Origin of the sequence: Pseudomonas sp. NPDC087336 (genome assembly GCF_044744285.1) — a bacterium.
GTDB lineage: Bacteria > Pseudomonadota > Gammaproteobacteria > Pseudomonadales > Pseudomonadaceae > Aquipseudomonas.
In genome coordinates this window covers 139,002-162,514 of record NZ_JBIUYA010000004.1, presented here as the reverse complement: position 1 = coordinate 162,514, position 23,513 = coordinate 139,002, and the positions used below count along the sequence as shown (strand labels likewise).

General features: G+C 60.2%; 17 protein-coding genes. 8 read left to right on the top strand and 9 right to left on the bottom strand.

Features of this window, described 5'->3' with window-relative positions; translation table 11 throughout:
• Positions 1 to 370 precede the first annotated feature (370 nt).
• Positions 371 to 1,711: a DEAD/DEAH box helicase gene (locus ACIO0C_RS05705; protein ID WP_008060106.1), complete on the bottom strand. Its 1,341-nt coding sequence runs from the start codon at positions 1,709 to 1,711 to the stop codon at positions 371 to 373.
• A 192-nt stretch (positions 1,712 to 1,903) separates the two neighbouring features.
• Here ACIO0C_RS05705 and ACIO0C_RS05700 point away from each other — a divergent pair, with 192 nt between their 5' ends.
• Both ACIO0C_RS05700 and ycaC read left to right on the top strand, forming a co-directional pair.
• Positions 1,904 to 3,202: a mechanosensitive ion channel family protein gene (locus tag ACIO0C_RS05700; protein WP_401308938.1), complete on the top strand. Its 1,299-nt coding sequence runs from the start codon at positions 1,904 to 1,906 to the stop codon at positions 3,200 to 3,202.
• Between the two features lie 137 nt (positions 3,203 to 3,339).
• Positions 3,340 to 3,972, top strand: a complete 633-nt coding sequence (ycaC, locus tag ACIO0C_RS05695) for an isochorismate family cysteine hydrolase YcaC (RefSeq protein ID WP_008060104.1) — start codon at positions 3,340 to 3,342, stop codon at positions 3,970 to 3,972.
• A 150-nt stretch (positions 3,973 to 4,122) separates the two neighbouring features.
• Here ycaC and ACIO0C_RS05690 read toward each other — a convergent pair whose 3' ends face one another.
• From ACIO0C_RS05690 to ACIO0C_RS05675, 4 genes are all read right to left on the bottom strand, one after another.
• Positions 4,123 to 5,766: an acetolactate synthase large subunit gene (locus ACIO0C_RS05690; protein ID WP_020795415.1), complete on the bottom strand. Its 1,644-nt coding sequence runs from the start codon at positions 5,764 to 5,766 to the stop codon at positions 4,123 to 4,125.
• Positions 5,767 to 5,887: 121 nt separating this feature from the next.
• On the bottom strand, positions 5,888 to 6,754 hold the full coding sequence (locus tag ACIO0C_RS05685; protein ID WP_401308935.1) for a carboxylate/amino acid/amine transporter: 867 nt from the start codon (positions 6,752 to 6,754) through the stop codon (positions 5,888 to 5,890).
• A 229-nt stretch (positions 6,755 to 6,983) separates the two neighbouring features.
• On the bottom strand, positions 6,984 to 7,583 hold the full coding sequence (locus ACIO0C_RS05680; RefSeq protein WP_401308932.1) for an FMN-dependent NADH-azoreductase: 600 nt from the start codon (positions 7,581 to 7,583) through the stop codon (positions 6,984 to 6,986).
• 150 nt (positions 7,584 to 7,733) lie between these two features.
• Complete coding sequence (locus ACIO0C_RS05675; RefSeq protein ID WP_401308930.1) at positions 7,734 to 8,048, bottom strand: 3-phosphoglycerate kinase; 315 nt, start codon at positions 8,046 to 8,048, stop codon at positions 7,734 to 7,736.
• A gap of 50 nt (positions 8,049 to 8,098) precedes the next feature.
• Between ACIO0C_RS05675 and ACIO0C_RS05670 the strand changes: the two genes are divergently transcribed.
• The 5 genes from ACIO0C_RS05670 (at position 8,099) to aqpZ (ending at position 13,218) form a co-directional block, all read left to right on the top strand.
• Positions 8,099 to 9,022: a LysR family transcriptional regulator gene (locus ACIO0C_RS05670; protein WP_401308927.1), complete on the top strand. Its 924-nt coding sequence runs from the start codon at positions 8,099 to 8,101 to the stop codon at positions 9,020 to 9,022.
• 14 nt (positions 9,023 to 9,036) lie between these two features.
• Positions 9,037 to 9,840, top strand: a complete 804-nt coding sequence (locus tag ACIO0C_RS05665; protein ID WP_401308925.1) for an alpha/beta fold hydrolase — start codon at positions 9,037 to 9,039, stop codon at positions 9,838 to 9,840.
• A 3-nt stretch (positions 9,841 to 9,843) separates the two neighbouring features.
• Positions 9,844 to 10,401 (top strand): peptidylprolyl isomerase, encoded by a 558-nt coding sequence (locus ACIO0C_RS05660; protein ID WP_046816816.1) that lies wholly within the window; start codon positions 9,844 to 9,846, stop codon positions 10,399 to 10,401.
• Between the two features lie 93 nt (positions 10,402 to 10,494).
• Positions 10,495 to 12,327: an ABC transporter ATP-binding protein gene (locus tag ACIO0C_RS05655; protein WP_401308922.1), complete on the top strand. Its 1,833-nt coding sequence runs from the start codon at positions 10,495 to 10,497 to the stop codon at positions 12,325 to 12,327.
• 192 nt (positions 12,328 to 12,519) lie between these two features.
• Entirely contained in the window at positions 12,520 to 13,218 is a 699-nt protein-coding gene (gene aqpZ, locus ACIO0C_RS05650; RefSeq protein ID WP_020801285.1) for an aquaporin Z, read from the top strand.
• Positions 13,219 to 13,236: 18 nt separating this feature from the next.
• Here the strand turns inward: aqpZ and ACIO0C_RS05645 are convergent, their stop codons facing one another.
• On the bottom strand, positions 13,237 to 14,361 hold the full coding sequence (locus ACIO0C_RS05645; protein WP_401308919.1) for a GNAT family N-acetyltransferase: 1,125 nt from the start codon (positions 14,359 to 14,361) through the stop codon (positions 13,237 to 13,239).
• 282 nt (positions 14,362 to 14,643) lie between these two features.
• Here ACIO0C_RS05645 and ACIO0C_RS05640 point away from each other — a divergent pair, with 282 nt between their 5' ends.
• Entirely contained in the window at positions 14,644 to 15,963 is a 1,320-nt protein-coding gene (locus tag ACIO0C_RS05640; RefSeq protein WP_401308916.1) for a putative porin, read from the top strand.
• Positions 15,964 to 16,099: 136 nt separating this feature from the next.
• Here ACIO0C_RS05640 and ACIO0C_RS05635 read toward each other — a convergent pair whose 3' ends face one another.
• From ACIO0C_RS05635 to aceK, 3 genes are all read right to left on the bottom strand, one after another.
• Entirely contained in the window at positions 16,100 to 17,221 is a 1,122-nt protein-coding gene (locus ACIO0C_RS05635) for a beta-ketoacyl-ACP synthase III (RefSeq protein ID WP_401308913.1), read from the bottom strand.
• A 317-nt stretch (positions 17,222 to 17,538) separates the two neighbouring features.
• Positions 17,539 to 21,450: an ATP-dependent RNA helicase HrpA gene (gene hrpA, locus ACIO0C_RS05630; protein ID WP_401308910.1), complete on the bottom strand. Its 3,912-nt coding sequence runs from the start codon at positions 21,448 to 21,450 to the stop codon at positions 17,539 to 17,541.
• Positions 21,451 to 21,633: 183 nt separating this feature from the next.
• The gene (gene aceK, locus ACIO0C_RS05625; protein WP_401308908.1) at positions 21,634 to 23,352 is read right to left on the bottom strand and encodes a bifunctional isocitrate dehydrogenase kinase/phosphatase; all 1,719 of its coding nucleotides are present in this window, start codon (positions 23,350 to 23,352) and stop codon (positions 21,634 to 21,636) included.
• Positions 23,353 to 23,513: the final 161 nt, after the last annotated feature.

Sequence of the window (23,513 nt, the reverse complement as noted above, 5' to 3'; positions counted from 1 at the left end):
ATTCCCACGCAGAGCGTGGGAACGATCAGAGTTGATCGATCAGTGGCTCAAGGAATTGGGTACGGCCGAGAAAAAAGCCGAGAGCTGAAGACACGAAGGTTTAATGGGGCACCCAAATGATCGTTCCCACGCTCTGCGTAGGAATGCATCCTGTGACGCTCCGCGTCACCGTTGCGCATGGCTCATGTCATGCGTCGTCAGCGGAACGCGGAGCGTCCCTGGCGGTATTCCCACGCAGAGCGTGGGAACGATCAGAGTTGATCGATCAGCGGCTCAAGGAATTGGGTACGGCCGAGAAAAAAGCCGAGAGCTGAATACACGAAAAAAAACCCGGACACTGTCCGGGTTTTTATTGGGCTAGCCGAAACGCTTACTCAGCGGCCGGCGCCTCTGGCTTGCGGCGTTTGAGCGGAGCCATGCCGTCCTTGCTGACCAGAGAGTCGCTTTTGGGCCGATTGACGCTCTTGCGCTTGGTCGGGGTCTTGGCGGCGACTTTTTTCTTGTCGCCCTTGGCGTCGGTCTTTTTCTTCTTCACGCCGACGGCTTTGCCCGAGGCCTTGACCTTTTTCGGTCCGCCGTAAGCGCCTTTGACTTCCTTGATGGTGCGGCGCTCGAAGCTCTGCTTGAGGTAGCGCTCGATGCTCGACATCAGGTTCCAGTCGCCGTGGCAGATCAGCGAGATGGCCAGGCCATCGTTGCCGGCGCGGCCGGTACGACCGATACGGTGTACGTACTCGTCGCCACTGCGCGGCATGTCGAAGTTGATCACCAGGTCCAGGCCGTCAACATCCAGGCCGCGCGCGGCAACGTCGGTGGCCACGAGGATTTTCACCCCGCCCTGCTTCAGACGGTCGATCGCCAGTTTGCGATCCTTCTGGTCCTTGTCGCCGTGCAGCACGAACGCCTTGTATTCCTGGGCCACCAGGCGGCCGTAGATACGGTCGGCCATGGCCCGGGTGTTAGTGAAGACGATGGCCTTCTGGTAGGTCTCGTTGGCCAGCAGCCAGTTGACGATCTGTTCTTTGTGCTGGTTGTGGTCAGCGGTGATGATTTGCTGACGGGTGGTCTCGTTCAGCTGGCTGACCGCGTTGAGCTGCAAGTGCTCAGGGTTGTTCAACACCTTGGCGACCATCTCGCGCAGACCCGAACCACCGGTGGTGGCGGAGAACAGCATGGTCTGCTGACGGTTGGTGCACTCGTCCACCAGACGCTGCACGTCTTCGGCGAAACCCATGTCGAGCATGCGGTCGGCTTCGTCGAGCACCAGCACTTCGACTTCTTTCAAGTCGAGGTTACCGGCGTTCAGTTGCTCGATCATCCGCCCCGGCGTACCGATCAGGATGTCCGGCACTTTGCGCAGCATGGCGGCCTGGACCTTGAAGTCTTCACCGCCGGTGATCAGGCCGGACTTGATGAAGGTGAACTGCGAGAAGCGTTCAACTTCTTTCAGGGTCTGCTGGGCCAGTTCGCGGGTCGGCAGCAGGATCAGGGTCTTGATGCTGACGCGGATCTTGGCTGGGCCGATCAGGCGGTTGAGGATCGGCAAAACGAATGCAGCGGTCTTGCCGCTACCGGTTTGCGCTGTCACCCGCAGGTCACGCCCTTGGAGCGCCAGCGGAATAGCCGCTGCTTGCACAGGCGTTGGCTCGACAAATTTCAGCTCGGCCACGGCTTTGAGCAGGCGTTCGTGCAAGGCGAATTCGGAAAACACGGGTGCTACCTCGAAGAAATACAAAAAAACAGCTGCATAGGGTACCGGTTTCGAGCGCGTAGGCCGAGTTTCTTTATACAAATGGCGGTAAACAGTGGTTTTTTTATTGCCCCATTTGTCACCGACGGTAATGCAAAGCGTCTTAAATGCTCTAATCGCCCCTCGTGCCCCCTAGAAGAATCTTTTTTGCCTATGGATATCAAACAGCTCTGGCTCAATGCCCAAGACCTCTGGGGTGCCCTCGACCAGCACCCGCTCGTGCATGCCAGCCTGGCATTGATGGTGTTGCTGGTCATCGCCCTGGCCCTCGGACGAGTGGCGCGCTACCTGATCCTGCACGCCAGCAAAATACTGGGTCGTCAGCCGGCGCTGCACTGGATCAACGACCTGCGTCACAACAAGGTGTTCCAACGCCTGGCACAGATCACACCGTCGCTGGTCATCCAGTTCGGACTGCACCTGGTCCCTGAGCTGAGCAAAACCGCGATGGTTTTCCTCGGCAACGTGGCGCTGGCGTTCACCATCCTGTTCCTGCTGCTGTCGATCACGGCCCTGCTCAATGCCCTGCTGGACATCTACGCCCGCACCGAACACGCCCGCACGCGCTCGATCAAGGGCTATGTGCAACTGGCGAAAATGGTGTTGTACGTGTTTGGCGCGATCGTCATCGTTGCCACATTGATCGACCGTTCGCCGCTGTTGCTGCTGTCGGGCCTGGGCGCCATGTCGGCGGTGATTCTGTTGGTCTACAAGGACACCCTGCTGTCGTTCGTCGCCAGCGTGCAGCTGACCAGCAACGACATGCTGCGGGTCGGTGACTGGATCGAGATGCCACAGGTCGGTGCCGATGGCGATGTAGTGGACATCACGCTGCATACGGTCAAGGTGCAGAATTTTGACAAGACTATCGTCTCGATTCCGACCTGGCGCCTGATGTCCGAGTCATTCAAGAACTGGCGCGGCATGCAGCAGTCCGGTGGCCGGCGGATCAAGCGCAGCCTGTTCATTGATGCCAGTGGCGTGCGGTTCATCCGCGATGATGAAGAGACGAAACTGTCCCAGGTGCATCTGCTGACTGACTACATCAGCCGTAAACAGGCCGAACTCAAGGCCTGGAACGAAGCCCAGGGCAATGTCGCGGCGATGTCGGCCAACCGCCGGCGCATGACCAATATCGGCACTTTTCGCGCCTATGCGCTGGCCTATCTCAAGAGCCATCCAGAGATTCAGCCGAACATGACCTGCATGGTCCGCCAGATGCAAACCACCGCCCAAGGCATTCCGCTGGAAATCTACTGCTTCACCCGCACGACGGCGTGGGCCGATTACGAGCGGATCCAGGGGGATATTTTCGATTACCTGCTGGCGGTGTTGCCGGAGTTTGGCTTGAGCCTGTATCAACAGCCCAGTGGCGGGGATTTGCGGGCCGGCCTGTTACCGGCGGTTCTGGGCGCGAGCCACATTCCGGAGTCCGAAAAACACATCATCTAGCAGCGCAAACCCAATCCAGATTGTCTCCTCCAGGTTGACAGTTAAACGCTTTTCACCCGCTTTTTCTGCCTCATCGCAAACCCTAATCTGTGCTCATGTTGAACGACGCCACTCACCCACCTCGAAAGGATTTCATCATGAGCAACGCTACCTACAACCGCCTGAACAAAGACGACGCCGTAGTTTTGTTGATTGACCACCAGACCGGCCTGATTTCCCTGGTTCAAGACTTTTCGCCCAACGAATTCAAGAACAACGTACTGGCATTGGCCGACGTGGCAACGTTCTTCGAGCTGCCAACCATCCTCACCACCAGCTTTGAACAAGGCCCCAATGGCCCACTGGTACCCGAACTCAAAGAGATGTTCCCGGACGCGCCTTACATCGCCCGACCTGGCCAGATCAACGCCTGGGACAACGAAGACTTCGTCAAGGCCATCAAGGCGACCGGTCGCAAGCAATTGATCATCGCCGGTGTGGTGACTGACGTCTGCGTGACCTTCCCTACATTGTCTGCCCTCGCAGAAGGCTTTGAAGTATTCGTGGTCACTGATTCTTCCGGTACCTTCAACACCACCGTACAACAGGCCGCCTGGAACCGTATGACCCAGGCTGGGGCTCAAATGATGAACTGGTTCTCGGTCGCTTGCGAATTGCAGGGCGACTGGCGCAACGACATCGAAGGCTTGGGCAACTTGCTGTCGCAGCGCATCCCGAACTACCGCAACCTGATGAACAGCTACTCGGCAATGGCAGCGCGCCAGGCATGATCGGGCATTGAGTTCAGAAGACGCATACAACAAAAGGGCCCTCGAAGGGCCCTTTTGTACTTGAACCTGCCAGGACTTCAATGCTTGAGCCTGTGCCCGCCGATGCTCGCGATCAGGTATACGAGCCTGCCAACAAATCTCCCTACGAGATCAAATGGCAGCGCTACGCTGGCGCAACTCCATGTTCAGGATGCGGTCGTTTTCGCTGTAATCGACAGGACAGTCGATCACATGCACACCGGGTGTCTTGACACAGTGCTCCAGCAGCGGCAGGAAACCCTCGGCGCTCTCCACGCGGTGGCCATTGGCGCCATAGGCCTCGGCGTACTTTACGAAATCGGGGTTACCGTAATCCAGGCCGAAATCGGTAAAGCCCATGTTCGCCTGCTTCCAGCGGATCATGCCGTAGCCGTCGTCCCGCAGGATCACCACGGTCAAATTCATGTTCAGACGAACCGCTGTCTCCAGCTCTTGGCTGTTCATCATGAAGCCGCCGTCCCCACACACGGAAATCACCGGGCGATCCGGGTACACCAAATGCGCGGCCATGGCCGAAGGCAGACCCGCCCCCATGGTCGCCAGCGCGTTGTCCAGCAGCACGGTGTTGGGCTTGTGAGCCTTGTAATTGCGGGCAAACCAGATCTTGTAGATGCCGTTGTCCAGGGCAACGATGCCCTCGGACGGCAACACCCGACGAATGTCGGCAACCAGACGCTGCGGGTAGACCGGGAACCTGTTGTCGTCCGCCCCTTCGATGATCTGGGCTTCGTTAGCATCTCGAATCGCCATCAAGCGTGTGAAGTCCCAATGGCTGGTATCGTTCAGCGCTTCGCCGATTTGCCAGACGGCGTTGGCGATATCACCGATTACTTCAATCTGCGGGAAATACACGGCATCGACTTCAGCGGAGCGGAAGTTGATGTGGATGACTTCGGTGCCGCCACGCACCATGAAAAACGGCGGCTTCTCGATCACATCGTGGCCGATGTTGACAATCAGGTCGGCCGCCTCGACGGCGCGGTGCACGAAATCCCCCGACGACAGCGCGGCATTGCCGAGGAAACGCGGGTGGCGCTCATCCACCACGCCCTTGCCCATCTGGGTGGTGATAAAGGGGATGCCGGTATCGTCGATCAGTTGCTTCAAAACCTTGGCGGTCATCTTGCGGTTGGCACCTGCGCCAATCACAAGGATTGGGCTGCGGGCGTTCTGCAACTTCTCGACAGCAGCCTCGACAGCCTTGTGCTCGGCCAATGGCCGGCGATGCAGACTGCGCGGCATTGGCATGCTATCGGTTTGCTCAGCGGCGATATCTTCCGGCAGTTCGAGGTGGACGGCTCCGGGCTTCTCTTCCTCAGCGAGACGAAACGCTTCACGCATGCGCGCCGGGATGTTGTCTGCCGAGGCGAACTGGTGGGTGTACTTGGTGATCGGCGCCATCATGCCGCAGACGTCAATGATCTGAAAACGGCCTTGCTTGGACTTCTTGATCGGCTTCTGCCCCGTAATCATCATCATGGGCATGCCGCCCAGATAGGCGTACGCGCTGGCCGTGACCAAATTCGTTGCACCCGGGCCCAGGGTCGAAAGGCTGACGCCGGTCTTACCCGTGAGGCGGCCGTAGGTGGCGGCCATGAAGCCGGCGGATTGCTCGTGACGCGTCAGCACCAGCTTGATTGTCGACTTGCGCAGGGATTCAAGCAGGTCGAGGTTTTCCTCGCCGGGAATGCCGAATACATACTCGACGCCTTCACTTTCCAGGCATTGCACAACCACATCGGCAGCTTTGGCCATTTTCTTGTCTCACCTACGCTCGGCGGAAAAAAATAAAATGCAACGGCATTCTGTTTTTGCAGGCCGTCAATTTGAGGGCGCACGCTAGAATGATAGTCGGCCGTTTGCGCATGCCGATGAATCAGTGTGCGACTGCTGGCTGGCGTACACCCAACCGGCTAATCCACACCGCCATCAAGATCACCGACCCACCCAGCAACAACCGCCCCAGCTCTTCATGCTGATTCCAGATCAGCAAATTGATCAGCAACCCCACCGGCACATGCAGGTTGTTCATCACCGCCAGCGTCCCGCCATTTACCAGGCAGGCGCCTTTGTTCCACCAGTACAGCCCCAACGCGGTCGACACCAGGCCGAGGAACAGCAGCACAGCCCATTGCAACGGTGCTTCAGGCAGGAAGTCCTGTTTGCCGAACAGCAGGAACGCCGGCAACGCCACCGCCAATGCGCCCAGGTAGAAATAGCCAAAACGCCGGTAATGCGGCAAATCGCTTGGATGGCGCGCGACCAGATGTTTGTACAGCACCTGGCCGGCGGCGTAGGTGAAGTTGGCCAGCTGCAACAGCAGGAAACCCATGAAGAAGTCCGGGTTGATCCGGTCGAAGCGAATCACTGCCGCCCCCGCCACCGCCACCAGTGCCGCGATCAGGGCCCAGGGATTGAAGCGACGGTTCAACGCGTCTTCGATCAGGGTCACGTGCAGCGGCGTGAGGATGGTGAACAGCAGCACTTCCGGCACCGTCAGCACGCGAAAGCTCAGGTACAGGCAGACGTAGGTCACACCGAATTGCAGTGCGCCGATCAGCAACATGCCGCGCATGAACGCCGGTTCCACCGAACGCCAGCGGGTCAGCGGGATAAACACCAGCCCCGCCAGCAGCACGCGTATCAGCACCGCGAAGTAACTGTCGATGTGACCGGCCAGGTACTCGCCGATCAGACTGAAGGAAAACGCCTGGATCAGCGTGACAAAAAGTAGATAGCCCATGCTCGCCTCGTTTTGAATGGTGGCGAAGATAACGGGTTTTGCCCGTTATCGCGAACAGTCAAACGATACAAAAACCCAGGCAAAAAAAAGCCCGATCTCGCTAAAGCGTTCAATCGGGCAAGAGCACTCAGGAGCAACAAGTGCAAAGGGAGGTTCGATGCGCGTGCAGGCTTGAAGGGTAACGCGCCAGGTCACTAGAACATCCGGTGATTATCTGGCGATTAACGGCTCAGGCCACCTGGGAAAGCTTGGCGTTCGCCTGGTTCAGGCCTTTCTCCTGGAAGTCGCCGCCCAGGTTCATGCCCTCGGCGTGGATGAACGTCACGTCGTGGATGCCGATGAAGCCCATGACCTGGCGCAGGTAGGGTTCCTGGTGATCCGCGGTGCTGCCGGCGTAGATCCCGCCGCGAGCGGTCAGTACATAAGCGCGCTTGCCACTGAGCAGACCCTGCGGGCCGGTTTCGGTGTACTTGAAGGTCACGCCGGCACGCAGCACATGGTCAAGCCAGGCCTTGAGGGTGCTCGGGATGGCGAAGTTGTACATGGGCGCTGCCATCACCAGCACGTCGGCGGCGAGCAGCTCTTCGGTCAGCTGGTTGGAGCGCTCCAGGGAAAGTTGTTCGATGTCGCTGCGCTGATCGGCGGGTTTCATCCAGCCGCCCAACAAGTTGATGTCCAGGTGTGGCACCGGGTTGACCGCCAGGTCACGAACGGTGATCTGATCGCCCGGGTGAGCGGCTTGCCATTGGCTGATGAAGGTCTGGGTCAGTTGACGGGAAACCGAGTCTTGCTGACGGGCACTGCTTTCGATGATCAGAACACGGGACATGGGATGTAGGCTCCATCTGAGAATGCTGTAAGTCGATGGAGTGAAGGTTAAACAGAGTCATATCGATGAAAAAGCGCAAATAACTGCTATAACCGATCAAGAAATTCGTTTATAAGCGGAGCATCGGCGATTGGCATGCTCCGCTGGGTGTCATTTCGGCTTGCAGGTCATGCTGATGTACAGCTTGATGATCTTGCGATTGAACTTGGCTGAAAGATCCGCGCTTTTACCCGCGTCCAGATTGACCCTGCGGGTCTTGGGCGATTCAGGACCGTTGCGAAACACTACCGAACATTCGGCAGCGGTGTCGCCGTAGTTGTTCACGGTGATCGAGCCCATGTCGTAATCGGAGGCGTAGGTGGTGTAGTCGATCTTCAGTCCATTGAGCTCTTTCTGTACGTCGATGGGGTAGGCAAACGCAGTCAACGGCAACATCGCCAGTAACGCACAACAAATTTTTTTCATTCAGCAGTCTCCAATAAGAACTGCGCAGCTTAGGACAACAGGAGCCCATCATGAAAGCGCCCCGCGTGACCCTTGATCAATGGCGAACGCTTCAAGCCGTGGTAGACCACGGCGGCTTCGCCCAGGCCGCCGAAGCGCTGCACCGCTCGCAGTCGTCGGTCAGCTACACCGTGGCGCGCATGCAAGACCAGCTCGGCGTGCCGTTGTTGCGCATCGACGGGCGCAAAGCAGTACTGACCGAGGCTGGCGGCGTGTTGCTGCGCCGCTCCCGGCAACTGGTGAAACAGGCCAGCCAGCTCGAAGACCTGGCCCATCACATGGAGCAAGGATGGGAAGCCGAAGTGCGCCTGGTGGTCGATGCCGCCTACCCGAGCGCCCGCCTCGTCCGCGCGCTGACCGCGTTCATGCCGCAAAGCCGTGGCTGCCGCGTGCGTCTGCGTGAAGAGGTGCTGTCGGGCGTGGAGGAGGTCCTGCTCGAAGGCGTGGCCGACCTCGCCATCAGTGGTTTCAGCATTCCCGGTTACCTGGGCGCGGAATTGAGCGACGTCGAGTTCGTCGCGGTCGCCCATCCGGAACACCCGCTGCACCGCCTCAATCGCGAACTGAATTTCCAGGACCTGGAAAGCCAGCTGCAAGTGGTCATCCGCGACTCCGGGCGCCAGCAACCACGGGACGTCGGCTGGCTCGGTGCCGAACAACGCTGGACCGTCGGCAGCCTGGCTACCGCCGCCACATTCGTCGGCAGCGGCCTGGGGTTCGCCTGGTTGCCCAGGCACATGATCGAACGGGAACTCAAGGAAGGTACGCTCAAGCTGCTACCGTTGGACCAGGGTGGCAGCCGCAACCCGAGTTTTTACCTGTATTCGAACAAGGACAAACCGCTCGGCCCGGCGACGCAGATTCTTGTCGAGCTGCTGCGCACGTTCGACACCGCACCACTGGACGCACCGTTCGCCGCCCCAGAACAAGCCTGACACGGAGGTAATGCATGGCCTATTTCGAACACGAAGGTTGCAACCTGCACTATGAGGAATATGGCCACGGCACGCCGTTGCTGCTGGTCCACGGCCTGGGTTCCAGTACCCTGGACTGGGAAGAACAGATCCCGACGCTGGCTGCCCGCTACCGGGTGATCGTCCCGGATGTGCGCGGCCACGGGCGCTCGGACAAACCCCGCGAGCGCTACAGCATTGCCGGGTTCAGCGCCGACCTGGTGGCGCTGATGGAGCACCTGAACCTGGGGCCCGCCCATTACGTTGGGTTGTCGATGGGGGGCATGATCGGTTTTCAACTGGGCGTGGATCAGCCGCAATTGCTCAAGAGCCTGTGCATCGTCAATAGCGCGCCCGAGGTCAAGTTGCGCAGCCGCGACGATTACTGGCAGTGGTTCAAGCGCTGGAGCCTGATGCGTGTACTGAGCCTTCACAGCATCGGCAAAGCCCTGGGCGCCAAGCTGTTCCCCAAACCCGGGCAGGCCGATTTGCGACAAAAGATGGCCGAGCGCTGGGCAAAAAACGACAAACATGCTTATCTCGCAAGCTTCGATGCCATTGTTGGCTGGGGTGTTCAGGAACGACTTTCGAAGGTCACCTGTCCAACCCTCATCGTCAGCGCCGACCGCGACTACACACCGGTTGCGCTGAAGGAAAACTACGTCAGGCTGCTGCCGAATGCGCGGCTGGCAGTGATCGAAGATTCACGTCACGCCACCCCGCTGGACCAGCCCGAACGCTTCAACCAGACGCTGCTCGAGTTTCTCACCGCAGTCGACACCACCCATCAGGATCACTGACCCATGCTGAAAAAAATCGCCCTCGCCGCTGGCTCCGTTCTGTTTGCCGCCAATCTGATGGCGGCAACGCCTGCCAAGGCACCGCATGTTCTACTGGAGACCACCAACGGCCAGATCGAAATCGAACTGGACCCGGTCAAGGCCCCGATCAGCACCAAGAACTTCCTTGAGTACGTTGACAGTGGCTTCTACAACAACACGATTTTCCACCGCGTGATTCCGGGCTTCATGGTCCAGGGCGGCGGTTTCACTCAACAAATGCAGCAAAAGGAAACCAAGGCGCCGATCAAGAACGAGCACAAGAACGGCTTGGTCAACGTTCGTGGCACCCTGTCCATGGCGCGTACGTCGGTACCTGACTCGGCCACCAGCCAATTCTTCATCAACGTCAAGGACAACGACTTCCTCGACCAGGGTGATGGCTATGCGGTATTCGGCAAGGTGGTCAAGGGCATGGACGTGGTGGACATCATCGTCAACTCGCCGACCACCGTGCGTAGCGGCATGAAGGATGTGCCTGCAGACCCGGTGTTCATCAAGTCGGCCAAGCGCATCGACTGAGACTAAGCTGGACAAGGATGTCCGAGTCGTTGCCGGTGTTGCCGGCAACGCTCATACCGTTTGAAGGAGAGCCCGTTCGCGGGCGAAAAACCGATGCTTTATCGCCGCTTCGAAAAACTGATCGACGTCTTCCGCGATGCCCCGACAGCCGCACCGCCAGATCAGGTCTTGCCTTTCTATACCTATTACCTGAAGCAGGTCTGGCCCAGTTTTGCCGCCCTGCTGATCGTTGGCCTGATCGGTGCACTGATTGAAGTGGCGCTGTTCAGTTACCTGAGCCGCATCATCGACCTGGCCCAGGGCACGCCCAATGCGGATTTTTTCAAGCAACACGGCCTCGAACTGACCTGGATGATGGTGGTAGCACTGGTCTTGCGCCCGATATTCGTCGGCCTGCATGACCTGCTGGTGCACCAGACCCTGAGCCCGAGCATGACCAGCCTGATCCGCTGGCAGAACCATAGCTACGTGCTCAAGCAGAGCCTGAATTTCTTCCAGAACGACTTCGCCGGGCGCATCGCCCAGCGCATCATGCAGACGGGCAACTCCCTGCGCGATTCGGCGGTGCAGGCGGTGGATGCGCTGTGGCACGTGCTGATCTACGCCATCAGCTCGCTGGTGCTGTTCGCCGAAGCCGACTGGCGCCTGATGATCCCGCTGCTGACCTGGATCATCGCCTTCATCAGCGCGCTCTACTACTTCGTGCCACGGGTCAAGGACCGCTCGGTGGTGGCCTCCGATGCGCGCTCCAAGCTCATGGGGCGGATCGTCGACGGCTACACCAACATCACCACCCTGAAGCTGTTTGCCCACACCAACTTCGAGCAGCAATACGCGCGCGAAGCGATCAAGGAACAAACCGAAAAAGCCCAACTGGCCGGCCGTGTGGTCACCAGCATGGACGTGGTCATCACCAGCATGAACGGCCTGCTGATCGTCAGCACCACCGGCCTGGCCTTGTGGCTGTGGACGCAGTCGCTGATCACCGTGGGTGCCATTGCACTCGCGACCGGGCTGGTGATCCGCATCGTCAACATGTCCGGCTGGATCATGTGGGTGGTCACCGGCATCTTCGAAAACATCGGCATGGTCCAGGATGGCTTGCAAAGCATCTCGCAACCGGTCAGCGTAACCGATCGCGACCAGGCCAAACCCTTGGCTGTGGCCCGTGGCGAAGTGCGCTTCGAAGACGTCGACTTCCACTATGGCAAGCAGAGCGGAATCATCGGCGGCCTCGACCTGAGCATCAAGCCCGGTGAGAAGATCGGCCTGATCGGCCCGTCCGGTGCGGGTAAATCGACCCTGGTGAACCTGCTGCTGCGCCTGTATGACGTGGAAGGCGGACGCATCCTCATCGATGGCCAGAACATCGCCGACGTCAGCCAGGAAAGCCTGCGCGAACGCATCGGCATGATTACCCAGGACACCTCCCTGCTGCATCGCTCGATCCGCGATAACTTGTTGTACGGCAAACCCGACGCCACCGATGCCGAACTCTGGGAAGCGGTGCACAAGGCCCGTGCCGACGGGTTTATCCCGCTGCTGTCGGACGCTGAAGGCCGCAGTGGTTTCGATGCCCATGTCGGGGAGCGCGGGGTGAAGCTTTCCGGCGGCCAGCGCCAGCGCATCGCCATCGCCCGCGTGCTGCTCAAGGACGCGCCGATCCTGATCATGGACGAGGCGACGTCGGCCCTGGATTCGGAGGTCGAAGCCGCGATCCAGGAAAGCCTCGAGACCCTGATGCAGGGCAAGACCGTGATCGCCATCGCCCACCGGCTCTCGACCATTGCCCGGATGGACCGGCTGGTGGTGCTGGAAAATGGCAGGATCGCTGAAACCGGCACGCACGCCGAACTGCTGGCCCACGGCGGTTTGTATGCGCGGTTGTGGCAGCACCAGACCGGGGGGTTTGTGGGGATCGACTAGGTCTGCAGGAGCGAACTTGCGCCTACAAATGCAGCAAAAAACCGCCACGCCCGCGCAACGGGCGTTGGCGGTTTTTTATGCCCACTGGAACTTTATAAAAACGGTGCTGTACTGATCCAAGGTTCTGGAGGTGGTTCTGCAGTCCATCTGCTGGATGCACAAGGCAGCAAACTCTCGAAAGGACACGCTCTCATGTCTCTGTTCAAACGTTCCGCTACAGAATTGGTAGGCACCTTCTGGCTGGTGTTGGGTGGTTGTGGCAGTGCGGTACTGGCCGCTGCGTTCCCGGATGTCGGGATCGGTTTGCTGGGGGTATCCCTGGCGTTTGGCCTGACGGTGCTAACCATGGCATTTGCCATTGGCCACATTTCCGGTTGTCATCTGAATCCGGCGGTGTCGCTGGGACTGGTGGTAGGCGGACGTTTCCCGGCCAAGGAACTGCCGGCCTACATCATCGCCCAGGTGATTGGCGCGGTAATTGCCGCCGCCCTGCTGTATTTCATTGCCAGTGGCAAACCCGGTTTCGAACTGGCGGGAGGCCTGGCGTCCAACGGCTTCGGCGAACACTCCCCTGGCGGCTACTCGATGGCGGCCGGGTTCGTCTGTGAGTTGGTGATGACCGCCATGTTCATCCTGATCATCCTCGGTGCCACCGACAATCGTGCGCCGGCGGGGCTTGCGCCGATAGCCATTGGCCTGGCATTGACCCTCATCCACCTGATCTCGATCCCGGTCACCAACACCTCGGTCAACCCGGCACGCAGTACCGGCCCGGCGCTGATCGTTGGCGGATGGGCGATCCAGCAATTGTGGATGTTCTGGGTCGCGCCGCTGCTCGGCGCAGTCGTCGGCGGCGTGCTGTATCGCTGGCTGGGCAAGGAACAGCTCTGAGCGACAGCACCGCGAAGATCAGCCTTGCCGGTAAGGCAAGGCGGTCTTCGCCTCATCCGCGTAGGCCAGTACCCCGATCCGCTCTTGCTGCAAAAAGTCCTTCACGGCCGCTTTCAGACCCGGATGGCGCAAGTAATGCCAGGAGTGCGTGATGACCGGCTCGAATCCGCGAATCAACTTGTGCTCACCCTGGGCGCCGGCATCGAAACGCGCAAAGCCATTGGCAATCGCGTAGTCCATACCCTGATAGAAGCACGTCTCGAAGTGCAGCCGATCGAACTCTGCCAGGCACCCCCAATAACGCCCGTAAAAACTGTCGCCGCCAACCAGGCTGAAAGCCATCGCCACGGGACGTGAGCCTTGCTTGGCCAACACCACCCGAATGGATTGCGGCATGCGTTCAGCCAGCAGGCTGAAGAACTCCCGCGTCAGGTAAGGTCGTTGCCGGCGAACCGCGTAGGTGTTGGCGTAGCAGGCGTAGACAAAATCCCACTGCGCCTCGGTCAATTCCCGGCCTTCGAGCCATTCAAAATCGATCCCCTGCCCTGCCACTTGCTCGCGTTCCTTGCGCATCTGCTTGCGCTTGCGCGAACTCAGGGCGTCGAGAAAATCCTGAAAATCCCGATAGCCACGGTTCTGCCAGTGATACTGACAGCCGATGCGCTGCAACCAGCCGGGTTGTTCGGCCAATGCGGCGTCGGTGAACGGGTCGCTGAAGTTGATGTGGGCACTGGAGAGTTGTTCGATCTCCAGATAGCCCGGCAGACTCTTGAGCAGTTCAAAACCGTCTTCGACCCTGGTCGCCAGCAAACGCGGGCCGCTGACCGGGCTGAACGGCACGGCAGTCAGCAGTTTGGGGTAGTAATCGATGCCAGCACGTTCGCAGGCATCGGCCCAGGCGTGATCGAACACGTACTCGCCGTAGGAATGCCATTTGCGATAGCTGGGCAACGCAGCGATCAGTCGATCACCTTCTACGTGCAGCAAATGCTCGGGTTGCCAGCCGGAATGAGGCCCGACACTGCCGCTGTCTTCCAACGCGCCGAGAAATGCGTGACGCAGGAATGGCTGATTCTCGGGTACCAGCGCGTCCCACGTTTGCGGGTCGATTTCGGACAGACTTTGCAGGCGTTGCAACGGCATCACCATCCTCACTCTTCATGGCGTTAAAGCTCCGCGAGTATCGCCTATCGGTGTGCATTGCACACGGGCATTTCGACGACAGCGCTCTGGAACAATCGTTTGCAACGACTTTGCATCGTCATCGACATGCCACCATCTTGCCACCGCTCTGTCATAAACCATCGCGATACTGGCGCCTGTTTTTAGAGCGCCGGGTTATATCCGGCCACTGTTTTCCGTCCACCCCATGGTCGGTTGTGCCCAGGATGGTCCCGCCATCCACTCTCATCTTCGGAGATTGATATGCGTCTTGCTTCCACGAAAACTGCGGCGGCCTTGTGTGGCGGCCTGTTGCTGGCCATGAGTGTTCCTGCCAGCGCTGCAGTCGACGCCAAATTGCTCGACATGCTCAAGGCTAACGGCTCGATTACCAACGCCCAGTACACCGAACTGCAAGCCGAGCTGGCACGTGATCAGAAAGACCAGCAAATCGCTCGTCAGGCCCAGCAAGAGACCAACGAGCAGATCGCGGCCACCGCGAAGAAAACCAATGAGCTGAGCACCTTCGACCAGAAACTGGCGTGGGCGGCGAAGACCCAATTCAAGGGCGATGTGCGTTTCCGTCAGGAAAACGTCCACAACGATGGCGTTTCCAACAACAAAGACCAGGATCGCCAGCGTATTCGTGCCCGCCTGGGTGCGTTCAGCGAAATCAACCCGCAAGTGGACACCGGTATCCGTATTGCCACCGGCAGCAACGACGACGCGCGCTCCACCAACCAGGACCTGAACAACTACTTCGACAAGAAGCAGATCTGGCTGGACCTGGGTTATGTCGATTACCACCCCGACGCCATCAAGAACCTGCACGTGATCGGCGGCAAGATGTTGCAGCCATGGGTGAGCATGGGCGACATCATCTGGGATAGCGACATCAACCCCGAAGGCCTGGCCCTGACTTACAAATACCCGCTAGGCAACACCGAGCTGTTCGGTAGCGCCGGTCACTACACCCTCAAGGACAACGTCGACGGCGAAGGCGTGCAGTTCAAGCATGACCTGCGCCTGTACGCTGGCCAGTTGGGTGCGCGTTTCGCCATTACCGACAACCTGAAAATGACCGTGGGCGGCAGTCTCTACAACTACGACAACGACGAAGACAGCAACTGCACCGCCACCACCACGCCGTGCGCATTGGCCGTCAACGGCAACACCCCGGGCGAACAGTTCCGCCTGTGGGAAGGCTTCAGCCAGATCGACATCGGCGGCCTGCCAATGCCGCTGTCGCTGTACGGCCAGTACGTGCACAACGCCGAAGCCAGCAACGACAAGGACACTGGCTGGCTGGCCGGCGTCAAGACCAAGATCTACGGCTTCGGCCTGGACTACAACTACCGCGACGTGCAGCAGAACTCGGTGGTGGGTGCCTTCACCGACTCTGACTTCGCCAACGGCTTCACCGGTTCGCGCGGCAGCAAGCTGAAAGTCAGTTACGAGCTCGACAAGAACTTCACCCTGGGTGCGACGTACTACATGGCGACTTCCGACTACACCAACGCCAGCGTCAACCTGAAAGACTCCGACATCAACACCCTGCAACTGGATGCCGAAGCGAAGTTCTGATGCCCCCGCTGTACGACTCCGGCAGGGATGCCAGAGTTTTGTGCACAAAAAAAGATCGCAGCCTGCGGCAGCGCCTACAGGGGATTACGAAACCCTGTAGGCGCTGCCGCAGGCTGCGATCTTTTAGCCGGCGAAATCAGCGTTTGCGCAACAGCACGCTACCGATCGAATAACCGGCGCCGAACGAGCTGAGCACTGCCAGCGAGCCGGCGGCCAGGTCGTCCTGGTGCTTGTGGAACGCAATCACCGAACCGGCCGAACTGGTGTTGGCATAGGTATCGAGAATCACCGGGGCTTCCTGCTCGGTGGCTTCACGGCCCAACAGTTTCCTGACGATCAGGTGGTTCATGCTGAGGTTGGCCTGGTGCAGCCAGAAGCGCTTCACGTCGCCTACGTTGAGTTGATTCTCTTCAAGATGCGCTGCGATCAGCTCGGCGACCATCGGGCAGACTTCCTTGAACACCTTGCGGCCTTCCTGCACGAACAGTTTGTCCTTGGCTCCGATGCCCTCTTGCGCCGCGCGGTTGAGGAAGCCGAAGTTGTTGCGGATGTTGTTGGAGAACTGGGTCAGCAGCTTGGTGCTGACAATGTCGAACTGGTGACTGGAGGTGGCCAGGTCAGCGCGCTCGATGATCACCGCGGTCGCGGCATCGCCGAAGATGAAGTGGCTGTCGCGGTCGCGAAAATTCAGGTGGCCGGTGCAGACTTCCGGGTTGACCATCAGGATCGCGCGGGCCTGGCCCAGCTGGACACTGTTTGCCGCGGCCTGGATGCCGAAGGTGGCCGAGGAGCACGCCACGTTCATGTCGAAACCGAAACCCTGGATGCCCAGCGCTTCCTGGACCTCGATGGCAATGGCCGGATAGGCACGTTGCAGGTTGGAGCAGGCGACGATCACGCCGTCGATGTCCGCGGCGGTCTTGCCGGCGCGTTGCAAGGCTTGTTCGGCGGCACCGATGGCCATCTGGCAAAGCACCGACCATTCGTCGTTGGAACGCTCCGGCAAGCGTGGCACCATGCGTTGCGGGTCGAGAATGCCCTCCTTGTCCATGACAAAGCGGCTTTTGATACCGGAGGCTTTCTCGATGAACGCTGCGCTGGACTCGGTCAGCGCCTCGACTTCACCGCGGGCAATGGCCTGGGCGTTGTCGGTGTTGAATTGAGCTACATAAGCATTGAAAGACTGCACCAGCTCTTCGTTGGAGATGCTGTTGGCCGGGGTGTACAGGCCGGTGCCGCTGATGACGACGTTATGCATGGTCGTGTCTCTAATCTGTTCAGGCAGAAAGTATTGGTACAGTCGTACCAATACACAAAGGGTCTATTCCCATCCTGGGGACGCAAACCTGGCATCGCTTGATCCGTCGCGCGAGCTGGCCGAAGGCTCTAGGCCGCGAAACCGGCGTTTATGGTCGCGAAGTTTGCCATAAACCTTGGATTTTCGCCCCTTTTTGCAATACATGGCGGCATACACAATCGCTGTAGGAGCCCGGGTTGCCGGCGAAGGCGTCATCATGGGCGATGCAGGACTCAAGGGCCCCTTCGCTGGCAAGCCAGCTCCTACAAGGGTCCGGGTTATGGCTCGACCTGGCTCCACTGCTTGCTAAGGCGCTTGTCGGAGATCGGCACCTTGGTCCCCAGTTGCTGGGCAAACAGCGAAACCCGGTATTCCTCCAGCCACCAGCGGTACAGCTCCAGCTGCGGATCGCGCTTGCCTTCCTGGGCGTGTTTGTTGGCGCGGGTCTGGTATTGCGTCCAGAGGCCGGACAACTCGCCGCTCCAGACCCGATCCCGTTGCACCTGGGCGCCAATTTTTTCGAAACGCTGTTCGATCGCCTTGAGGTAGCGCGGCAGCTCCTTGAGCCACTGCATCGGTGTTTCCCGGACAAACCCCGGATACACCAGGTGGCTGAGCTGCTGCTTGATGTCGTTCAGGGCCACGGCTTGCGCCAGGTCAATCTTGCCCTTGAAGCGTTTTTGCAGACCGTGCCAGTGCTTGAGGATTTCCAGGGTCAGCCTGGCCACGCGTTCGGCATGTTCGGTCCAGGCACCGCGCTTGCGTTCAGCCAACGATGCCAGGCCGGCACCGTCCCGTGGCAAGGGGTCTTCACCGTCGAGAATGCAGCTGTCGAGGCTGGCCAACAGAATGTCTTCGACCAGCGCATCGACACGCCCCAGGTCGCGATACAGCAGGCCCATTTCGGTCAGGCCCGGCAACTTGCCGCGCAGGAACTTCGCCGGCTCCGCCAGTTGCTGCATCAGCAAGCGCTGCAGGGCGCGGCGATGCTGGAACTCGGCTTCGGCCGGCGTCGAGAAACGTCCTTCCTTGACTGTCCCCGCCTCTTCCACCAGTGCCGGATAAACCGTCATCGACAACCCGGCGATCTTCTGCTGGGTTTTCTCGGCGACGGCGGCGAACACTTTTGGTTCGACCGGTTGCTGGCTTTTCGCGGTTTGCGGCACAGCCAGGGCGGCCTGGCTGGCCTCGGCGAAACGGGCCGTCAGCTCGGCCAGGTCGCGCCCTTCACCGAGGAACTTGCCTTGGGCGTCGACGATCTCCAGGTTCATCCGCAGGTGGCTTTCGACCTGCTGGGCCGCTTCGCTCCAGGCCTCATCGCTGACACGGGCGCCGGTCATGCGCAACAACTCGCGACCCAGGGCCTGGGGCAACGAGCCTTCGGCGAAGGTCATGCGTTGCAACGCGGCTTTGACGAAATCCGGCACCGGCACGAAATTCTTGCGCAAGGCCTTGGGCAGGTTGCGCACCAGCGCAATGCACTTGGCCTCGATCACCCCCGGCACCAGCCACTCCAGGCGCTCTGGCGGCAGCATCGGCAACAGCGGTGCCGGTACACGCAGGGTCACGCCGTCGCGCGGGTGGTTCGGTTCGAAGTGGTAGCTCAGGGCCAGTTCCAGGTCGCCGATGTGCAGCGTGTCCGGATAATGCTGGGCGGTGACTTCACTGGCTTCGCGGGCCAGTACGTCTTCTTCGCGCATGATCAGCAGTTGCGGATCTTTCTGGCTGTTGATCCGGTACCAGCTGTCGAAGGTCGCGGTCTGGTGGATCTCTGCCGGAAGGCGCGCATCGTAGAAGGCGTAGAGGGTTTCTTCGTCCGCCAGGATGTCCCGGCGACGGGCCTTGGCTTCCAGTTCGTCGAGCTGTTCAAGCAACTGCTTGTTGGCCGTCAGGCACTTGGCTTTCGACTGGATCTCGCCGCGCACCAAAGCTTCACGGATGAACAGTTCACGGGACACCACCGGGTCGACCGGACCGTAGTGCACTGGCCGGCGGCCGACCACGATCAGGCCGAACAGGGTGATCTGCTCGAAGGCCACGACCTGGCCACGCTTCTTCTCCCAATGGGGCTCGAAGTGGTTTTTCTTGATCAGGTGCCCGGCCAGAGGCTCGATCCAGTCGGCATCGATCTTGGCCACCATCCGTGCATACAGCTTGGTGGTTTCCACCAGTTCGGCGGTCATCAGCCATTGCGGGCGTTTCTTGCCGATACCTGAGGAGGGGTGAATCCAGAAACGTCGCTGACGCGCGCCGAGGTAATCGCCGTCTTCGGTTTTCTGGCCGATCTGGCTCAGCAGCCCCACCAGCACCGCTTTGTGCAGCTTCGGATAGTCCGCCGGCTCTTTGTTGAGGCTCAACTGCATGTCGCGACAGATCAGGCTCAATTGGCGATGGGAATCGCGCCACTCGCGCAGACGCAGGTAATTCAGGAAATTCTTGCGACACCAGTTACGCAGCGGGCTGGCGGTCAGCGCCTGGCGCTGCTCTTCGAACCCGCGCCACAGGTTGACCAGCCCGGCGAAGTCCGAGTCGGCGTCTTTCCATTGCGCATGGGCCTGATCCGCCGCTTGCTGACGCTCCGGCGGTCGTTCGCGCGGGTCCTGGATCGACATGGCACTGGCGACGATCAGCACTTCCTGCAGGCTGCCGAGTTTCGCCGCTTCCAGCAGCATGCGGCCCATGCGCGGGTCCACCGGCAGTCGCGCCAGTTGGCGACCGAGGGGGGTCAATTGGCTGTTGCGGTCCACTGCCGAGAGTTCTTGCAGCAGGTTGAAACCGTCGCTGATCGCCTTGCCGTCCGGCGGCTCGATGAACGGGAACGCGGTGATCTCGCCGAGGCGCAGATGCAGCATCTGCAAGATAACGGCGGCCAGGTTGGTGCGCAGGATTTCCGGATCGGTGAATTCCGGGCGCCCCAGGAAATCTTCTTCGCTGTACAGGCGCACACAGATGCCCGGCTCGACCCGTCCGCATCGGCCTTTGCGCTGGTTGGCGCTGGCCTGGGAAATGGCTTCGATGGGCAGGCGCTGGACCTTGGCGCGATAGCTGTAGCGACTGATGCGCGCGGTACCGCTGTCGATCACGTAACGGATGCCCGGCACGGTCAGCGAGGTTTCCGCGACGTTGGTCGCCAGCACCACGCGACGGCCCGGGTGCGACTGGAATATCCGCTGCTGCTCGGCCGGTGACAGGCGCGCGTACAACGGCAGGATCTCGGTGTGCTTGAGCTGGGCCTTGCGCAGCATGTCGGCGGCGTCGCGAATCTCGCGCTCGCCGGGCAAGAACACCAGCACGTCACCGGGGCTGCGGCGTTCGCTGCGCTCATGGGCGGCGATTTCGTCGAGGGTGGCGAGGATCGCCTGGTCCACCGTCAGGTCATCCTCGACCCGGTTGCCCTCCTCGTCCTGTTCCAGGGTCAGCGGGCGGTACCAGGTGTCCACCGGGAAGGTGCGACCGGAGACTTCGACAATCGGCGCGTCATCGAAATGCTTGGAGAAGCGCTCCAGGTCGATGGTCGCCGAAGTGATGATGACTTTCAGGTCCGGACGACGCGGCAGCAGGGTTTTCAGGTAACCCAGCAGGAAGTCGATGTTGAGGCTGCGTTCGTGGGCTTCGTCGACGATGATGGTGTCGTAGCGTTCCAGATAACGGTCGTTCTGGGTTTCCGCCAGCAGGATGCCGTCGGTCATCAACTTGATCAGGGTATTGGCGTCGCTCTGATCCTCGAACCGCACCTGATAGCCGACCAGGGCACCCAACGGCGTGCCGAGTTCTTCGGCGACCCTGGCGGCGACGCTGCGTGCGGCGATTCGGCGCGGTTGGGTGTGGCCGATCAGGCCATGTTGGCCGCGGCCGATTTCCAGGCAGATCTTCGGCAACTGGGTGGTTTTACCCGACCCGGTTTCACCGGCAATGATCAGCACTTGGTGCTTTTCCAGCGCCTTCTTGATTTCGTCGCGCTTGGCGGCGATCGGCAGGCTGTCGTCGTAACGAATCAACGGCAGGCTGGCCTTGCGGGCCAGCACCTGGTCACAGGACGCCTGCATCCGCGCCCCCCACTGGGCCAGCTTGGCCTCGTCGGGTTTCTTGCGCAGCTCAAGCAACTGCCGCCGCAGCCGGTGGCGGTCGGCGAGCATGGCGTGATCGAGGTTTTTCAGCAGTTTGTCGATGGAGGGCGATTCGTCGGTCATCGGGTACGCAATTCAGTCGTCTAGTGGCGCAGGGGGGCGATTGTCGCAGATTTGGGCTTCCATGTGATCGTTCCCACGCTCTGCGTGGGAATGCAGCCCGGGACGCTCCGCGTCCCAAGAGCGGACGCAGAGCGTCCATTGAGGCATTCCCACGCAGAGCGTGGGAACGATCAGCAAGGAGGGTTACTCGCTATCGTGATCTTTGCGGCGATACGGGAACACGTCGATCACCTTGCCGGCGCGAATAGCCTCTTGCAGGCTCTTCCAGTAATCGGCGTTGTACAGCTCGCCATGCAGTTGATCGAACAACTTGCGCTGGCCCGAATCGGCAAACAGGAACGGCGGGAATTCCTCAGGGAACACGTCCAACGGCCCGATCGAATACCACGGCTCGGACGCCATTTCATCTTCCGGTGTACGCGGTTGCGGGATGTGCCGGAAGTTGGCTTCGGTCAGGAAGCAGATCTCGTCATAGTCATAAAACACCACACGCCCATGTCGCGTGACGCCGAAGTTCTTGAGCAGCATGTCACCGGGAAAGATGTTCGCCGCCGCCAGTTGCTTGATCGCCAGGCCGTAATCCTCCAGGGCCTCACGCACCTGCGCCGGGCTGGCGTTTTCCAGGTACAGGTTCAGCGGCGTCATCCGCCGCTCGGTCCAGCAGTGACGGATCAGCACCGTGTCGCCTTCCACCGACACCGTGGACGGCGCGACGTCCAGCAGTTCCTCCAGGCACGCCGGGTCGAACTTGCCCAGCGGGAAGCGGAAGTCGGCGAACTCCTGGGTGTCGGCCATGCGCCCGACACGGTCGACGCTTTTCACCAGCCGGTACTTCTCGATCACCGTGGCGCGGTCGACGTTTTTCGACGGCGAGAAGCGGTCCTTGATGATTTTGAACACGGTGTTGAAACCCGGCAGGGTGAACACGCTCATGACCATGCCGCGCACGCCGGGGGCCATGATGAACTGGTCGTCGGTGTTGGCCAGGTGGTTGATCAGCGCCCGGTAGAACTCGGACTTGCCATGCTTGTAGAAGCCGATCGAGGTGTACAGCTCGGCGATGTGCTTGCCCGGCAAAATACGCTTGAGGAAGCCGATGAACTCCGCCGGCACCGGCACATCCACCATGAAATACGAACGGGTGAAGGAGAAGATGATCGACACGTCGGCTTCGTCGGTGATCAGTGCATCGATCTGGATGCCCCGCCCCTCAAGGTGCAGCAGCGGGATCGCCAGCGGCCATTGCTCATCGGCGGTGTAGATGCGCCCCACCAGGTAGGCGCCCTTGTTGCGGTAGAGCACCGAGGAAAACAGTTCGACGCTGAGCTGCGGGTCCTTGCACACCCAGTCCGGCAGGTTCTCGCGCAGCTGCGCTTCAAGGCGGCGCAGGTCGCCTGGCAGGTCGGCGTACTCCTCGCTGAAGCGATAATCGGCAAAGATGCTCGAGAGCATGCCCGCCAGCTGGCCCTGGGGCTTGTAGGTGCGGGTTTGCGCGGCGCGGGCGCGGCGCAGGCTCGGCCGCGTGGTGTGGATGAACATGCAGCCGTCGCTGATCAGGTCATGGCTGAACAGCCCGCAGAAAATCGAGTTGTACCAGGTCTCGGACAATTCATCGTCAAAGCGCAGGTCGATCAGGGTGATGTACGCGCTCTTGACCAGCGGCCAGCAACTGACGTCCAGCGTGTCGGTGTCAAAGGCGGTGTGCAGGCGCGCCACCGTTTCACTGACCTTTTCTTCGTAGAGGTTGATCCGCGCCGCCGACGCCGACTGCGTCTCCTGCCACTTGGCCTGCTCGAAACGGGCCCGGGCGCCGTCGGTGATCTGGCGGAAATGCTCGCGGTAATCGTCAAAGCCATCGAGGATCAGGCGGGCGATGTCGGCGGCTGGCCATTGCTGCGGCATGGTGAGACCTCTGCGGGAATTCGTGAGCCCTGAGCTTAGCCAGTGAAGCAGGTGCAGGAGAAGTGTAATTTCGACACCCTTGAGAGTTATATGCGCGTTTTGCGGTTGCCATCGTTTAGAGGCTCGGCAACACTCTCGGCCCCATCAAGCAAGGAACACGC

Coding starts and splice junctions, on each gene's coding strand:
- ACIO0C_RS05700 (WP_401308938.1), top strand. CDS start 1,904: ATGGATATCAAACAGCTCTGGCTCAATGCCCAAGACCTCTGGGGTGCC.
- ycaC (WP_008060104.1), top strand. CDS start 3,340: ATGAGCAACGCTACCTACAACCGCCTGAACAAAGACGACGCCGTAGTT.
- ACIO0C_RS05690 (WP_020795415.1), bottom strand. CDS start 5,766: ATGGCCAAAGCTGCCGATGTGGTTGTGCAATGCCTGGAAAGTGAAGGC.
- ACIO0C_RS05685 (WP_401308935.1), bottom strand. CDS start 6,754: ATGGGCTATCTACTTTTTGTCACGCTGATCCAGGCGTTTTCCTTCAGT.
- ACIO0C_RS05680 (WP_401308932.1), bottom strand. CDS start 7,583: ATGTCCCGTGTTCTGATCATCGAAAGCAGTGCCCGTCAGCAAGACTCG.
- ACIO0C_RS05675 (WP_401308930.1), bottom strand. CDS start 8,048: ATGAAAAAAATTTGTTGTGCGTTACTGGCGATGTTGCCGTTGACTGCG.
- ACIO0C_RS05670 (WP_401308927.1), top strand. CDS start 8,099: ATGAAAGCGCCCCGCGTGACCCTTGATCAATGGCGAACGCTTCAAGCC.
- ACIO0C_RS05665 (WP_401308925.1), top strand. CDS start 9,037: ATGGCCTATTTCGAACACGAAGGTTGCAACCTGCACTATGAGGAATAT.
- ACIO0C_RS05660 (WP_046816816.1), top strand. CDS start 9,844: ATGCTGAAAAAAATCGCCCTCGCCGCTGGCTCCGTTCTGTTTGCCGCC.
- ACIO0C_RS05655 (WP_401308922.1), top strand. CDS start 10,495: ATGCTTTATCGCCGCTTCGAAAAACTGATCGACGTCTTCCGCGATGCC.
- aqpZ (WP_020801285.1), top strand. CDS start 12,520: ATGTCTCTGTTCAAACGTTCCGCTACAGAATTGGTAGGCACCTTCTGG.
- ACIO0C_RS05645 (WP_401308919.1), bottom strand. CDS start 14,361: ATGCCGTTGCAACGCCTGCAAAGTCTGTCCGAAATCGACCCGCAAACG.
- ACIO0C_RS05640 (WP_401308916.1), top strand. CDS start 14,644: ATGCGTCTTGCTTCCACGAAAACTGCGGCGGCCTTGTGTGGCGGCCTG.
- ACIO0C_RS05635 (WP_401308913.1), bottom strand. CDS start 17,221: ATGCATAACGTCGTCATCAGCGGCACCGGCCTGTACACCCCGGCCAAC.
- hrpA (WP_401308910.1), bottom strand. CDS start 21,450: ATGACCGACGAATCGCCCTCCATCGACAAACTGCTGAAAAACCTCGAT.
- aceK (WP_401308908.1), bottom strand. CDS start 23,352: ATGCCGCAGCAATGGCCAGCCGCCGACATCGCCCGCCTGATCCTCGAT.